Here is a 16,126-nt window from a genome sequence, read left to right on the forward strand (position 1 = left end):
TTTACTCACTTATTAATAAATTAACTAACTTTTGCTCGCTATGTTCTAATTTTTCATTCTTTTGAAAAATAAAAATATTACGCGTCCTTTGTCTTATGGTTTGAATTTTTGCTGCACATAAAACAAGTTCAAGTTCATTAAAAACATTCATCAAATACGCCATTAAACCTTGCTGATCTTTAGTATTAAGACCTAATTTGGCATACATTTTAGAATAATTTAAGTCTAATTTTAACTCATCTTTTTTAATGATTGGCTTTTTAATTTTTTTCAAATTAAAACCAGAAAGATTTGAATTTAAAAGCTCGCAAAGTTTTAGTTTTTGCTCATCACTAATAATATTATCATATTCAAATCTTAAATAAATTTTATCATCAAAAAGTTCAAAAAAATTCATGAAAACAAGATTTAAATTTGTTAAAGAACTTAAAATAATGGCAATATTAAAATGAAGTGGTGCAACAATTTGCAAACTAAGATTTGTTTCATTGCTAAACCAAAATTTAAAATCATTTTCTTTGGCTAATTTAGAAATCATAACAATATCTTCAAAAGTATTTTTTATAATAAAAAGATTTGATTTGATATGTATGATTTTATCTTGCAAAATTTCATCTTGCTCTAAAAAAATCTTACTTCTTTTAAGTGTTAATTCTTTTTTTACTCTTCTTGCGCTTTCTTCAAGTAGATTTTCATCTTCAAAACCTTGTTTTGCATTTTCTAAAAGTTTATCAAGAACTCTAAAATAAAAAGCATTATAATTTAAAGCCTTAGCCTTTAGCCAAGTTAAAGTGTATAAAAGCTCTAAATTTTCTAAATTTTCTAGCTTAGAAACCAAGCTACTTACAACAATAGGATTGTATATATCTTCTTTTTCTACAAGATCTTTTAAGGCATTATTGTTTTTAAATATCTTAAGACCCCATTCTAAAATTTCATTCTTTAAATCAAATTTGGAGCAATACGCTCTATATATGCCTGCTAAAGAAATTTCATTTTCACTTTCTATAGCGCTTAAAAGTATCACAAGCTTTAAAATCATTTTTTCATCGGTTTTAAGTTTTTGGAGTATCTCAAGCTCATCTTCGTATTTTTCAAATTCACTTAACATAAGAAAAACTTGCTCATCAAAACTATAATTTCCTTCTTCATCGCTTAAAAAACGAACTGTCCAAAAAGGCTTGCATAAATCTTTTAAAATTCCACTATCAAGCAAAAGTTTTAAAACACAAAAACTATGCCTTTTATAAAAAATTTTCTCAAAAAGTATTAAAGCTTTTTCTATATCTTTTTTACTGTATTTCAATCTTCTTAGGGCAAAAACCAAGTTAAGATCGAAAATAACCTGTTTATCTTCAAGTTTTAATAAGTATTCTAAAACTTCCACAAGAGTTTTAAATTTATATTCTTGTTTAAGAGTATGATTTAATCCATCTTGAATTTGCTTTGCTAGAAAGTGCGTATAAAAACCTATAGTATGCATACTTTGCAAAGCCTTTTGAACCAACAACTCATTTGCTCCAAAATGTTTTTTAGCTTTTTTATACATTAATTCACTCAAATCATGAACATTAATAAGTAAAAACTCATCCTCATCTTTAGCGCTTAATAAATTCATCGCTGATTTTAAAGAAAGTAAAAAATCTCCAGCTAAACGCAACTCGCTTAAATTTTTTTCATCTATAAAATTTAAGGCATAATTTTTTGGAGAAGTCTTAAAAAGAACAAGCAAACTCTCTAAGGATCTTAAATGATTTAATCCGCCAAAATCTTTTAAGATATTAAATTCCTGCTTTATAAATGGAATATCAAATTCTTTAAAATTTTCTAGCAAAAGCTTGGCAAAATCATTTTTATTTTCTTTTAAAATACTCTCAAATTTTGTCTTAATCCCTTTAAATAAAATCCTAGAACCACATATGAAACGAGTTTGTATTATAGAAGTCTTAAGCTCATTGCTAGCATTATAAAGTCCGTTAAATTCTAAGATAACAGAGTCAATTTGCAAATGCGCATCATTTAAAATTTCGATAAAAGCCTTAATCATAGGTTTTAAATGAAAAGCCTTAATATCTTTATAAACAAAAATCAAAGAAATACTTTCATTAAAACAAAGACTATTATTTGCATATGCTTTGCTTGCTAAAACACAAAAAGGGATATTATCACTTGGAGGTGAAAAATCATCAAAATAATCTTTAAGAACTATATCATAAGCTTTTTTTATGAAATTATCCATATTTTTAGAATGATATAAGCTAAACGCCCCTTGCTTAAGAAAAAATTTTCTACAACTTTGGGTATAGGAACTAAGATTTTTTTTAAAAATTTCTAATTCTTTATTTAACAAAATTTCTACTCTCTTTAAATTTTAATATTTTAATAATAATCTTAACAAAAATATCTTTTATTTTGGCTTTTTCTATAAACTCTTTTTCAGTAAGCAAAAATTATAATGCTTTATTTAAAAACAGCAAAAGAGTAAAATTAAAATGAAAAATTTAATTACCAAACTAGAAAATGAAGAAAGATTAAACCAAGAAGAAGCCAATGCACTTTGGGATCTAGATCTTTTTACCTTAGGCAAATACGCTCACAAAAAACGCACCAAACTTCATGGAAAAAAAGTTTATTTTAATATCAATCGTCATATCAACCCAACTAATATCTGTGCAGATACCTGTAAATTTTGCGCCTTTTCAGCACACCGTAAAAATCCTAATCCTTATTTGATGACTCATGAAGAGATTATGAAAATTGTCGATGAAACCGTAAAACGAGAAACCAAAGAAGTACATATCGTTTCAGCTCACAACAAAGATACAACTTGGCAATGGTATTTAGAAATTTTTAAAATGATAAAAGAAAAATATCCTAATCTTCATGTAAAAGCTATGACTGCTGCTGAGATTGATTTTTTACATCGTCGTTTTAAAATGAGCTATGAAGAAGTGATAGAAAAAATGCTTGAATACGGCGTTGATTCCATGCCAGGCGGTGGGGCTGAAATTTTTGATGAAGAAGTGCGTAAGAAAATTTGTCATGGAAAAGTTAGCAGTGAAAATTGGCTTAAAATTCATAAACTTTGGCATGAAAAAGGCAAACAAAGTAATGCTACCATGCTTTTTGGGCATATAGAAGAAAGACATCACAGGATCGATCATATGTTAAGACTGCGTGATCTTCAAGATCAAACCGGTGGATTTAATGCTTTTATCCCTCTAGTTTGGCAAAGGGATAATAGCTTTATACAAACTGATAAAATCATGGATAGTGAAGAAATTTTAAAAACCATTGCCATTGCTCGTTTAGTGCTTGATAATATTAAAAATATCAAAGCTTACTGGGCAACAATGACTTTAAATTTAGCCATGGTAGCACAAGAATTTGGAGCTAATGATTTAGACGGTACCATAGAAAAAGAAAGCATACAAAGTGCAGGTGGTGCAAAATCTGCTAAAGGCACAAGTTTAAAAACTTTTATCGATATGATAAAAACTTCAAATCTTATTCCTGTAGAACGCGATAGTTTATATAACGAGCTAAAAACCTACTAAGGAGAAAAAATGGACTTTTTTAAACTCAAAGAAAACAATACGAGTTTTAAAACCGAAGTTATAGCAGGGCTTACTACTTTTTTGGCTATGGTTTACATTATCCCCGTAAATTCTAGCATAGTAGGAAATACAGGAATGCCCATAGAAGCTTTAATCACCGCAACAGCTTTAATCACCATAGTTGCAAGTGCTTTTAATGCTTTTTTTGCCAATACTCCTGTAGCTATGAGTGTAGGAATGGGTTTAAATGCTTATTTTACCTTTGCGGTTTGTTTAGGTCAAAACATAGCTTGGCAAAGTGCCTTAGGAGCTGTTTTTATTTCAAGTATTATTTTTCTCATACTTTCTTTTACGCATTTTCGCCTTTGGGTAATCCGCAATATCCCAAAAGATTTACGCCTTGCAATTTGTGCGGGTATAGGTTGTTTTATAGCTTTTTTAGGCTTAAGTCAAATGGGTGTGATCATGCATAATAAAGATACTTTAGTAAGCATAGGAAATTTCAAAAGTCCTCATGTGCTTTTTGGAATTTTCACTCTAGCTTTAATCATCTTTTTTTGGGCTATAAAACTTCGCGGAGCTTTTATTTTTGGGGTATTAGTAAGCTCTATTATCGCTTGGATTTTCCATTTAGACAATGCAAGTTTTCCTGTGCAAATCTTTTCTTTGCCAAATTTTAGCATGGAAAATGGCCTAGGAGCCATCTTTTTACAACTTGATATCAAAAGTGCCTTAAATATTACTATGATACCTATAATTCTTACTTTTTTTATCACTCAACTTTTTGATAGTATAGGAACTATCACAGGTGTGGGTGAAAGAGGAAAGATTTTTGATGATCCAAAAAATGGAGAAAAAAAACTAAGCAAAACATTAATGGCAGATGCAACAGGATCGGCTTTAGGAGCTATGACAGGCACTTCTACAGTTACAGCTTTTGTAGAAAGCACTACAGGGGTTGAAAGCGGGGGAAGAACTGGACTTACAGCTTTAGTTGTAGCTATTTGTTTTGCTTTTACACTTTTTTTACTGCCACTTTTTAAAGCCATTCCTGCAAACGCAATATACCCCGTACTTGTAATGGTTGGAATTTTAATGTTTATGGAAGTTAAAAATATAGATTTTAAAGATAGTGCTATAGCTGTAGCAAGCTTTTTTACTATTATCATGATGCCTTTTACTTACTCCATCACCACAGGTTTTGCTTTTGGTTTTCTTTCTTATTTACTTGTAAGAATTTTTAAACGCGAATGGGATAAAATCAATCTTGGCATTATAGTTTTAAGTTTATTATCTTTGGGTAATTTTTTACTTATGGCACTACAATAAATAAGGATATATAATGATATTTTACTCCTATGAAGAATTTAAAGAAGATGTAAAAATTCTTGCTAAAGAAATTAAAAAAGATTTTAATCCTGATGCACTTTTAGCTATAGCAAGAGGAGGGATGAGTTTGGGGCATTCTTTAGCAGTGGCTTTAAAAACGCGTCAGCTTTTTGCTTTAAACTCAATTCATTACGATGATACAAAAAAACTTGATACAATTGAAATTTTTAACATTCCTGATTTAAGCAAGCACAAAAAAATTCTACTCATTGATGATATAGTAGATAGTGGAGAAAGTTTAGCAGAAATAAAAAAAGTTTTGCTTGAAAAATTTCCTCATATAGAACTTAAAATTGCAACCATTTTTTATAAAAAAACTGCTCTTTTGAAGCCTGATTTTAAAGTAAAAGAAGCTACTGAATGGGTGGATTTTTACTGGGATATAAATCTTGATTAAAAATTTGCTATAATTTTACTTTTAAAATTTTTAGGAGTTTTTGCTTGAGAATAAAATTTATATCTTTTATTTTAATTTTTTTTACTATTTTTGCTTTTGCTAAAGAACAAAATTTAGATGATTTTGAACAAGAATACCAAAACTATCAAGTAAACGATCCACTTTCAGGATATAACAAAGCTATGACAAGTTTTAATGTGGCTTTGTATGATTATGGTTTGCGTCCCGTTCTTAAGGGCTATAACGCTATCACTCCCGAATTTATAAGATTAGGGGCAAGAAATTTCTTTGATAATTTACTTGCTCCTTTGCGTTTTGTAGGCAATGTTTTGCAGTTTAAATTTGAAGAAGCGGGAGAAGAATTTAAAAGATTTGCTGCCAATACTATTATGGGCTTTGGTGGACTTATGGATGTGGCATCAAAAATGAGTCTTAAAAAACATCCCGCGGACTTAGGAACTGTTTTGGCTCACTGGGGTGTAGGAAGCGGTTTTCATATTGTCTTACCTATACTCGGCCCTAGTAATCTTAGAGACACTCTTACTTTACCTGCAACTTGGTATACAAGTTTTACCGCTTACATTGATCCTACTTGGGCAAGTATAGCTATAAGTGCTTATGGATTTGGTAATGAACTTAGTTTTAGGCTTGATGAAATTGATGAAATTTATCACAACACGCCTAATTTATATCCATTCTTGCGTGATGCTTACGAGCAAAGACGCAATGAACTTAGCAAATAAAGGAAATTAATGAAAAAAATATTTTTAATCTTGACTTTATTTTTTAATGCTTTTGCCTTACAACTAGATGAAATTTCTAGCACTATGCAAAAAAACATTGATGCAAGCTTAAAACTTTTACAAGATAGTAAAGAAGATAAAAAACAAGCTGCTAATGGAATTTTTAAACTTTTTGATAGCATAATAGATTATAAACTCATGGCAAAACTGAGTCTTTCGAAAAATTATTCTAAATTAACCCCAAAAGAACAAGAAAAATTTACCACAGCCTTTGAAACAAGTCTTAAAAAAAGTTTTACCGATAAACTCAGTCTTTATAAAGATCAGGTTTTAAAGGTCAAAAATGGTGAGTTAAAAAATGAAAAACGTTATTTTTTAACCACTTCTACGGTAGTAGATGGGGAAGAAAAAAATATCATTTTCAAATTTTACAATGATAATAACAACTGGCTTATTTATGATGTAGATGTTTTAGGTGTGAGTATAGTACAAACTTATAGATCACAATTTGGAGATATTTTAGCCAACCAAGGCTTTGATGCCCTACTTCAAAAACTTGAAAGTATTGTCATAGAATAATGTTTGCAAAGCTTTTAAAGTTTTTTATTTCTCGTCCAAAAAGTACTTTTTTTGGAACCTTGTTTATATGTCTGTTTTTAAGCTTTTTTGCTTTTAAGCTTAGTGTAGATGCAAGTGCTGAAAGTTTACTTTTAGAAGATGATGCAGATTTAAAAACTTTTAGAGAAATTTCAAAACATTATAAAAGTGATAATTTTTTACTTTTAGCCTTCAAACCCTATGATGAAAAACCTTTTTCAAATGAAAATTTAGCCAAATTAAAAAAACTTCATGAAGAATTAGAAAAAGCCCCTTTAGTAGAACGCGTTTTTAGTATCATCAATGCCCCTTTGCTTCAAAGTTCGCAAAATACGGATTTAAAAGAACTTTTAAAAAATATCCCAAATATAGAAAGCCAAGATATAAACCGCACAAAAGCCCAAAATGAAATTTTAAATAGTCCCTTTTATAAAAATAATATCATCTCAAAAGATGGAAAAGTAACAGGGCTTATTATTTACTTAAAGCCTGATACAGTTTATAATAATCTTATAGAAAAACGCGATCTTGCTAGTGATGAAAAAGAAAAAGATCAAATTCGTCTTGCCATAAAAGAACATCAAGACAAGCAAAAAGTTATCACGAAACAAAGTCTAGATACTATTAAAAGCATAGTTCGAAATTATGAAAAAAATAAAGATACGCTCTACCTTGGTGGCGTAAGCATGATCGCTGATGATATGATAGCTTATATAAAATCTGATCTTGTGCTTTATGGTGTTTCTCTTGTGTTTTTACTAGGACTTGCACTTTATTATTTTTTCCGTTCATGGCGTTTTGTTTTTTTACCTCTTTTTATTTGTTTTATAAGCTTAAGTGCAGCTAGCGGAGTTTTTGCACTTTTAAATTTTCAAATCACAGTTATTTCATCAAATTATGTTGCTTTGGTTTTAATTATCACCTTAAGTGTAGTTGTTCATTTGATCACGCATTTTATCGAAAGCACCCAAAATCATCCCAAAGCTAAAGTTGAGCGCATAGTGCTTGAAACCTTACTAGCCAAAGCAAATCCTAGCCTTTATGCCATTGTTACAACGATGATAGGATTTTTTTCTTTAATCCTATCAAATATCGAACCTATCATAAAACTTGGCATTATGATGAGTATAGGTATAGGTTTAGCTCTTATCTTTAGTTATTTGTTTTTAGCAAGTATCTTAGTTCTTTTAAAACCAAAAAATTATCATAAAAAAGAGTTTAAATTTAATCTTTTAGCCTTTTGCGCCAAAACCGCTCTTGATCCTAAAAAGCGTCGCATGATTTATGGAATTTCAGTTCTTGCTATAATCTTAGCTTTAATAGGCATTTTAAAACTCAGAGTTGAAAATTCTTTTGTCAATTATTTCAAAGATGGTAGTGAAATCAAAAAAGGACTTTTGGTTATTGATAAAAATCTAGGTGGAACCTTGCCTTTAGAAGTCATCATTCGTTTTCCAAATAATAAAAACGATCAAAATACAAGTGATACTCTTGATAGTTTTGAAAGTGAATTTGAAAATTTAGCCACACAAGAAACTTATTGGTTTGACTCTAAAAAAACACGTATTGCAAAAAAAGTTCATGAATTTTTAGAAAACAAAGAATTTGTAGGCTCGGTTTTAAGTCTTAATAGTCTTTTAACCCTAGGGGAAAATATCAACGATGGAAAAGAGTTAGATGATTTTGCCCTTGCGTTTTTAAATGAGAATTTACCTGCTAAATTTAAACAAGACTTGCTTTCACCTTTTGTAAGCATAGAAAATAACGAGTTAAGATTTAGCATGCGTATTGTTGATTCTGATCCGAATTTAAGACGTAATGAGTTTTTAATAGATCTTAAAAAACAGCTCAACGAGCTTGTAAAAAACGATGGAGTAGAAGTTCAAATCACAGGCATAATGGTGCTTTATAATAATATGCTCCAAAGTCTTTTTTCATCGCAATTTGATACTCTTATATTTGTAATTTTAGCTATTTTTATACTTTTTATCATTGTTTTTAGAGATTTAAAATTTTCAGTTGCGGCTATATTGGTAAATGTTATTCCTTTAAGTGTGGTTTTTGCTCTTATGGGGCTTTTAGGTATTCCTTTGGATATGATGAGTATTACTATAGCTGCTATTGCTATAGGCATAGGTGTTGATGATGCTATACATTATATTTATCGTTTTAGAGAAGAAATTAAAAACAAAAGCCTAGAAGAAGCCATTATGATTTCTCACCTTAGTATAGGTTCAGCACTTTATTATACCACAATTAGCATAGTTTTAGGTTTTAGTGTTATGGTGAGTAGCAATTTTATTCCAACAATTTATTTTGGAATTTTAACCGTTTTTGTAATGATTTTGCTTTTAAGTGGAAGTTTGTTCTTATTACCAAGCTTTTTAATCACTATTTATTCTAAGAAAACCAAGTTTCCAAACCAATATAAAGAGCATATATTAAAACAATAATAGCTATATATTTTAAAAAATTTTTCATTTTTATCCTTTATTTAAAATCTTTAAAATGATTTTTGCAAGCTCTAAAGCTTTAAAACGATGAGAGATATTATTCTTCTCATCCACGCTAAGCTGGGCTAAGGTTTTATCAAAACCCTTTGGAATAAAAAGGCTATCATAACCAAAACCATTTTCACCTTTTTCTGTATCTATTACTTTTCCATGCATGGTTCCATGCGTACTAAATTCCCCCATCAAACCCACCATAGCAATAGCAGCAACATAATGTGCCCTGCTTTGATTAAAACCTTTTTTTATCATTTCATTGACAAGTTTATCACGGTTACTTTTATCATCGCCCTTATCGCTAAATCGAGCAGAATAAATTCCTGGATTTCCTTCTAAAACATCTACACAAATGCCACTATCATCACTTAAAGCGATAAAATCTTTTTTTTGCTTTTCATCCAAAGCATTAAAAACCGCTCTTGCTTTAATCAAGGCGTTTTCTTTAAAAGTTTTTCCATTTTCTTCAATCTCAAAAGGCATTAAAACTTCATCAAAAGCATAAATTTCAAAATCTTTTAAAATTTCTTTAAGTTCTAAAACTTTATGTTTATTGCTCGTAGCTAGGATAATCTTCATAACAAAAGCTCCAAAATAATATCAAAAACAAAAATATGATTTTATAAAATTTATCCTTGTGCGTAGCTTTTAAATATCAAATGATAAAACGATGTTAATCAATGCTTAATCCATTTCATAGTAAAATTATCCTAATTTAAATTTCAAATTTAATAGGAAATTGATAATGCTAAATAATGTCTTACCCTTATCTTTCATAGTTGGAACAAGATTTTTTGGGCTTTTTATAGTTTTGCCAGTTTTAAGTCTTTATGCTTTAAAACTTGAAGGTGCTAATGAATTTTTAGTGGGACTTTTAGTTGGTGTTTACGCCTTAACCCAAATGATTTTACAAATGCCTTTTGGGATTTTAAGTGATAAAATTGGTCGTAAAAAAACCATGCTCATTGGACTGATTATTTTTATAATAGGCTCTTTAATCTGCTCGTTTGCAGAAAATATTTACACCATGCTTTTAGGGAGAATGCTCCAAGGTGCAGGGGCTATTGGAGCTGTGGCTACAGCAATGATAAGTGATTTTATCACAGAAGAAAATCGTGGTAAAGCCATGGCAGTAATGGGTTCTTTTATAGGACTTAGTTTTGCAGCTTCTATGGTAATCTCTCCTTTAATGAGTGCAAAATGGGGTTTATCTAGCCTTTTTGATCTTAGTGCAGCTTTGTCTCTTTTATGTATAATTTTACTTTATACCGTTGTACCTAAAGAAAACAAAATCACTCATGAAAATGAAAAAACTCCTTTTTTTCATCTTATTAAACAAAAAAATTTAGCCCTTATGAATCTTACTAATTTCATGCAAAAAATGCTTATGAGTATAGCATTTTTAAGTATTCCTATTATTCTAGTAAAACATTTAGGCTTTGCTTCTGATAAACTTTGGATTGTTTATAGCGCTTCTATGGTGGCAGGTTTTATCGCTATGGGCTTTGCTGGAAGTTTAGGCGAAAAAAGAGGTTTAGCTAAACAAATTTTACTCTTAGGAATTGTTTTTTTCATACTTTCTTATCTTTTTTTTGCTTTTAGTAATTCTATAGTTTTTTTTATCATAGCAGTTGTGATTTTTTTTATAGGTTTTAATTTACACGAACCTATTATGCAAAGTTGTGCATCAAAATTTTGTAAAGTTCATGAAAAAGGTGCAGCATTAGGGTTGTTTAATGCTTTTGGATATGGTGGAAGTTTTATAGGTGGTATTATCGGAGGGATATTTTTACATCTAGATGCCTTAAATCTTTTGGCTATTATTTTAGTAATTTTAGCTCTAATTTGGCTTGTGGCATTATTTTTCTTAAAAAATCCAGCTGATTTTAAAAACCTTTATCTACCTTTAGAAACGCCTTTAAGTTTCAGTACTTTTAGTGAAAATTTAGGGGTTGTAGATATTTATAAAAACTCTAAAAATCTTGTTGTTAAATTTGATAGCAAACTTATAAATAAAGAAGAATTAGAAGGCAAAATTAAGATCTAAATCTAATTTTGCCCCGCAAAACCCATTGCTTTTATCATCACTTTTGCCTTGCAATCTGCACAGCAATAAAGTGTTTTGATTTTATTCTCATCATTACCAAATTTAGGTTTCATTAAATTGGCTATTTTTTCTACAGCTTTTTTGGTGGCAAATTCTTTACCACATTCTATACAGGCAAAAAGCTCATCTTTTGCCATGGTTTGATATTCAAAATAAGAAGCTCTAAACTCCATTCCACTACGAAATAATTTTAAAGTATCTTTTTCAGCGCAACTTAACTCACAATACCCACAAGTCGTGCAAAGAGAGGCATTAAATTTCAAAGCATTTTCTTGTTTATCAGCGATTAAAGCTCCTACATTACAGGCACCCACACAAGAAAGACAAAGCGTACAGGTGTTAGGATTGATTTCTACCTTACCATAACGCAACCATTCGCCACTTTCTATACTGCCAAAATCTTCATTTTTTATCATTTCTTGCATTCTTTTGGCAAAATTTTCTCTTGTAGTTAAGGTGTTGTTATGAAAATCATATTTTAAATCTTGTATGAATTCTTGCTCTTTTAAAACATTTTGCAATTCTTTTTCATCTTTAGCAACAAAAATAGCTTTTTTTTGAAATTTTCTCTCAAAAAAAGTATTTAAAAGCACAATAGCCTCATTACTACCACGAGATACAAAATCCGTATAAAAAACTAAATTTGCTCCACTATTTTGCAAAAGGGCTAAAAAATGCATAGAAGAAAGCCATTTTTCACCCTCTATCATAAAGGGTAAAACATCTTTTGGTAAAGCAAGATTTAAATTTTCTAAAGACATTTTTTTAGGAATGATTAAAATTTTTTTATCTTTATAAAACTCACAAAGGGTAAAAAAACTTTCTCTTGGCATAGGAGCATAATCAAGTGATCCGCTAGGACACACGCTAATACATCCTCCACAACCCAAACAATCCACTTGAGAAAATTCTAAATGCTTTTTTTCATCATCTTTTAAAATCGCCACAGTAGGACAAATTTCAGCACATTTTGCACAATGCTCACTGCGTCTTTCGTGGTATTGACACACGCTAGCATTATAGCTAATATAAGTTTTATAATGATATTTTGGACTTTTGCTTTGCAAAAACTCTAACAATACTTCAAGATTTTCAAAATTTAAAAGATTATAACATCCACTTTGTCTTGTAAAATCTTTACGCACAGCGCTTAAATCCTCAGCTTTAAAAAGTAAAAAATCAAAATCTATTTCCACTTCTTCGCCTTGATTTTTAACCACAGCACAAAGCTCCCCTACACTTCCAAAAACAGCTAAAATTTCTACACTGCTTAAAGCAATAACCTTAAATCCATGTTCTTTTAAAAACTCTACGGTTTGAGTATCGCTGTCTGCTAAAATCAAACGATTTTGCACTTCTTTGCTTTGTTCTAAATCAAGCCCTAAATCATAAACACTAGCTCTTGCTTTATAAAGCGTTAAAACATTTTTACTTTGCTCTAAAATTTCATCTTGAGAATTTTTAAGATAAAAATTAATCTCAGGGGCATAAATTTGTGCTTTTTGATTTTTATCATTGCAAACTAATACTTCTTTATCATTTGCCTGATCTAAAATTTCAATAGCATCGGGCAAAGGGATTAAAACATCATTTTTTATATAAACAAAATCTTGCATTGTCTTCCTTAATCTCTTTAAAACATCATTTTATAAATTCTATGTTAAAATAACCAAATATTTTCTTAAGGCTTAAGATGAACAAATTTAGAACTTTTCCACAAATTAACACTCTTATTGAAGATGAGAGTTTAAAATCCTATCCTTTTTATATCAAAGCATTTTTTTGTAAAAAAGTTGTCGCAAAACTAAAAGAAAATTTTTCCCAAGATGAAATTTCTAAAGATAAACTACTTTTAGAAATCAAAAAAGAAATCAAAACTTTTTACCGCAAAGATTTACAAAGTGTGATTAATGCAAGCGGAGTGGTTATACATACAAACCTTGGTAGAAGTGTAATCCATGAAGAACTTTATGAAGCGTGTAAAGATATCATTTGTAATTATTCTAATGTAGAGTTTGATTTAGAAAATGGAAAAAGAGGCTCTCGCTATGCTTTGGTGCTAGAAAAACTTAAAATGCTTTTTGAATGCGAAGATGCTTTAGTGGTCAATAACAACGCTGCGGCAGTTTTTTTAGTACTTAATTCTCTTTGTTACAATAAAGAAATCATAAGCTCAAGAGGAGAACTTGTAGAAATTGGTGGCAGTTTTCGCGTGCCTGAAGTAATAAAAGCTGCAGGTGTAAAGCTTTGCGAAGTTGGAACTAGCAACAAAACACACTTAAAAGACTATGAACAAGCTATCAGTGAAAATACCGCTCTAATTTTAAAAACCCACAAGTCTAATTTCGCTCTTATGGGTTTTCACAGTGAAGTAAATATAAAAGATCTACATGAACTAGCAAAAGAAAAAGGGCTTTTGAGTTATTATGATCTAGGTTCTGGCTGGTGTGAAAATTTAAATGAAAAACTGATTAAAAATGAACCTAAAATCAAAAAACTCGTACAAGAATGTGATATTTTAAGTTTTAGTGGAGATAAACTTTTTGGTAGTGTGCAAGCAGGCATTATACTTGGAAAAAAAGAACTCATAGAAAAACTTAAACAAAATCAACTTTTAAGAATGCTAAGAGTGGATAAATTAACTCTATCTTTTTTAAACGAAAGCTTAAAAGCTTATTTGCAAAAAGATTATGAAAAAATTATTACCTTAAAACTTTTAAATGATGACTTATCCTTTATAGAAAAAAAAGCTTTAAGAGTGCAAAAAGAATTAAAATTTCAAACCCAGCTTAAAAAAAGCAAAAGTTTAGTAGGAGGAGGTTCTATGCCTGATAAAAGTTTAGATACTTATATACTGACTTTTCAAGGAGATGCTTTAAAACTACAAACTCGATTTAGAAAAGAAAATATCATAGGACGCATTGAAAATGATGAATTTGTTCTTGATTTTAGAACTATACGAGAAAATGAACTTCAAAAACTTATTCTTATAATCAATCAAATGGAAAACTTATGAAATCTGTTATTATAGGAACCGCAGGACATATTGATCATGGAAAAACTTCACTCATTAAAGCTTTAAATGGTTTTGAAGGCGATAGCTTAAAAGAAGAACAAGAAAGACAAATCACCATTAATTTAAGTTTTTCAAATCTTAAATTAAAAGATAAAAACATTTCTTTTATCGATGTTCCAGGGCATAAAGATTTGGTTAAAACTATGGTAAGTGGAGCTTTTGGCTTTAGTATTTGTTTATTTGTCGTAGATATTAACGAGGGTTTAAAAGAACAAAGTTTAGAACATTTAGAAATTTTAAAAATTCTTGATATTAAAAATATCATTTTAGTGCTTAGCAAATGTGATCTTTGTGAAAATATAGAGCAAAAAAGTGTAGAAATTTTAGAAGAGTTAAAAAATTTAGATTATCCCATTTTAAAAGTATTTCACACCAGTATAAAAAATAATCAAGGCATAGAAGAATTAAAAAATTATCTTTATACCATAGAAAACAAAGAAAACAATGAAGAACTGATTTTTCATTATTATATCGATAGAGTTTTTTCTCTAAAAGGCATAGGAACTGTCGTCACAGGTAGCCTGAATGAAGGAAGTATCACTTTAAATGAAAAAATCATCTGTTTAGACACTCAAAAAGAACTCATTGTTAAAAATATACAAAATCACGATACTAATTTAGAGCAAATCAAAGCTTGTAACCGTGTGGCTTTAAGTTTAAATTGTGATTATAAAGAGTTGAAAAAAGGTTATTTGCTAAGTAAAAAAGGTTATTTTAAAGCCTTTAAAGAATGCGATGCTTTAGTTAAAGCAAAAAATTTACAAAATAGCAAAATGATTTTTTGCGTGGGTTCAAGACAAATAGAATGCAAAATAAATATATTAAAAAAACTAGAAAATGATGAATTTTTTGTGCATTTTAGTTTTGATAAAAATGTATTTTTAAGTTTTGATGAGGCTTTTATTTTATTACAAAACAATCGTGTTATAGGCGGTGGTAAGGTTTTAAATCCTTTAAGCGAACCTTTAAAAAAAGAACAAAAAAATAAATTTTTAATGTTTTTGAAAAATAAAGATTTTAAAGCAGCTTTTTCTTTCTTAAAAGACGCACATAAATACGGCTTTGGTTTGCTTTCAAGCTATCAGAGATTTAAACTCTCTCATCAAAAAGCATTGAAATTAGCGAAAGAATTAAATCAAGTATTTGTCGATGAAAAAAATCTTAATGTATATCATTTACAAAGTCTAGAAGAAATTAAAAATTTCATCAAATTCATACTTGAAAAAAATCCTTATGCCATGCTTTCAGCACATTCTTTAGCTTTAAGGATTACTTGGGCAAGTGAAAATTTTTGCGAACTTGGGCTTAAAGAAATGTCAAATTTATTGGATTTTCAAAATGGAATTTATTTTAAAAAAGGTATAGATTTTGAAAAACTTCAAGAAAAAAACAATAACCAAATGTATGAAATTTTAAAAAAACAAGGTATTAAACCCGAAGCTCCTTATAATCTTTATGATTTTTTAGAACTTGACAGAAAAAGCGGAGATAATATACTCAAAAAACTTACCCAAAAAGGCTTGGTTGTAAGACTTTCACACAATCTTTTTATAGAAAAACAAGCTCTTGAAAAACTTATGCAAGAATGTTTAAATTTATTAAAAAATCAAAGTCTTGATGTGCAAAGTATGAAAGAATATTTCAATCTTTCAAGAAAATATGCTATTGCTTATTTAGAATACTTAGACAAATTTCCTCAAGTAAACAAAGAAGCTGAAAAAAGATTTTTAACAAACATTTAGAAAATCATTAT

Annotated in this window: 12 protein-coding genes; 9 read left to right on the plus strand and 3 right to left on the minus strand. The window is 29.3% G+C overall.

All coding sequences use genetic code 11. From position 1 onward, the window contains the following. Position 1 precedes the first annotated feature (1 nt). On the minus strand, positions 2-2,350 hold the full coding sequence (locus SR63_RS06555) for a nucleotidyltransferase (RefSeq protein ID WP_147498409.1): 2,349 nt from the start codon (positions 2,348-2,350) through the stop codon (positions 2-4). Positions 2,351-2,492: 142 nt separating this feature from the next. Between SR63_RS06555 and mqnE the strand changes: the two genes are divergently transcribed. From mqnE to SR63_RS06585, 6 genes are read left to right on the plus strand one after another with little or no spacing between them, the layout of a single operon-like run. Beyond that, positions 2,493-3,557: an aminofutalosine synthase MqnE gene (mqnE, locus tag SR63_RS06560; protein WP_002862042.1), complete on the plus strand. Its 1,065-nt coding sequence runs from the start codon at positions 2,493-2,495 to the stop codon at positions 3,555-3,557. Between the two features lie 9 nt (positions 3,558-3,566). Next, positions 3,567-4,886 carry an NCS2 family permease gene (locus tag SR63_RS06565; RefSeq protein ID WP_002877354.1) on the plus strand — a complete coding sequence of 440 codons (1,320 nt, stop codon included), beginning with the start codon at positions 3,567-3,569 and terminating at the stop codon, positions 4,884-4,886. A gap of 13 nt (positions 4,887-4,899) precedes the next feature. Further along, positions 4,900-5,343, plus strand: a complete 444-nt coding sequence (locus tag SR63_RS06570; protein WP_002866713.1) for a phosphoribosyltransferase — start codon at positions 4,900-4,902, stop codon at positions 5,341-5,343. A gap of 44 nt (positions 5,344-5,387) precedes the next feature. After that, on the plus strand, positions 5,388-6,086 hold the full coding sequence (locus SR63_RS06575; RefSeq protein WP_063674750.1) for a VacJ family lipoprotein: 699 nt from the start codon (positions 5,388-5,390) through the stop codon (positions 6,084-6,086). 9 nt (positions 6,087-6,095) lie between these two features. Further along, positions 6,096-6,665 (plus strand): ABC transporter substrate-binding protein, encoded by a 570-nt coding sequence (locus SR63_RS06580; protein WP_002866711.1) that lies wholly within the window; start codon positions 6,096-6,098, stop codon positions 6,663-6,665. Continuing rightward, on the plus strand, positions 6,665-9,136 hold the full coding sequence (locus SR63_RS06585) for an efflux RND transporter permease subunit (protein ID WP_022552389.1): 2,472 nt from the start codon (positions 6,665-6,667) through the stop codon (positions 9,134-9,136). The genes SR63_RS06580 and SR63_RS06585 overlap by 1 nt, the downstream gene beginning before the upstream one ends. A gap of 30 nt (positions 9,137-9,166) precedes the next feature. Here SR63_RS06585 and rdgB read toward each other — a convergent pair whose 3' ends face one another. Next, positions 9,167-9,769: an RdgB/HAM1 family non-canonical purine NTP pyrophosphatase gene (rdgB, locus tag SR63_RS06590; protein ID WP_002866708.1), complete on the minus strand. Its 603-nt coding sequence runs from the start codon at positions 9,767-9,769 to the stop codon at positions 9,167-9,169. 166 nt (positions 9,770-9,935) lie between these two features. Between rdgB and SR63_RS06595 the strand changes: the two genes are divergently transcribed. Beyond that, the gene (locus SR63_RS06595) at positions 9,936-11,237 is read left to right on the plus strand and encodes an MFS transporter (RefSeq protein ID WP_012006761.1); all 1,302 of its coding nucleotides are present in this window, start codon (positions 9,936-9,938) and stop codon (positions 11,235-11,237) included. A gap of 2 nt (positions 11,238-11,239) precedes the next feature. On the opposite strand, the gene SR63_RS06600 is transcribed toward SR63_RS06595, so the two are convergent. Next, positions 11,240-12,913: a 4Fe-4S dicluster domain-containing protein gene (locus SR63_RS06600; protein WP_012006762.1), complete on the minus strand. Its 1,674-nt coding sequence runs from the start codon at positions 12,911-12,913 to the stop codon at positions 11,240-11,242. A 77-nt stretch (positions 12,914-12,990) separates the two neighbouring features. Here SR63_RS06600 and selA point away from each other — a divergent pair, with 77 nt between their 5' ends. Then, positions 12,991-14,313, plus strand: coding sequence for an L-seryl-tRNA(Sec) selenium transferase (gene selA / locus SR63_RS06605; protein WP_002866705.1), 1,323 nt, complete (start codon positions 12,991-12,993; stop codon positions 14,311-14,313). After that, the gene (gene selB / locus SR63_RS06610; protein ID WP_002877364.1) at positions 14,310-16,115 is read left to right on the plus strand and encodes a selenocysteine-specific translation elongation factor; all 1,806 of its coding nucleotides are present in this window, start codon (positions 14,310-14,312) and stop codon (positions 16,113-16,115) included. The genes selA and selB overlap by 4 nt, the downstream gene beginning before the upstream one ends. Positions 16,116-16,126 lie beyond the last annotated feature (11 nt).

Origin of the sequence: Campylobacter sp. 2014D-0259, from assembly GCF_008000505.1 — a bacterium.
Taxonomy (GTDB): Bacteria; Campylobacterota; Campylobacteria; order Campylobacterales; family Campylobacteraceae; genus Campylobacter_D; species Campylobacter_D jejuni.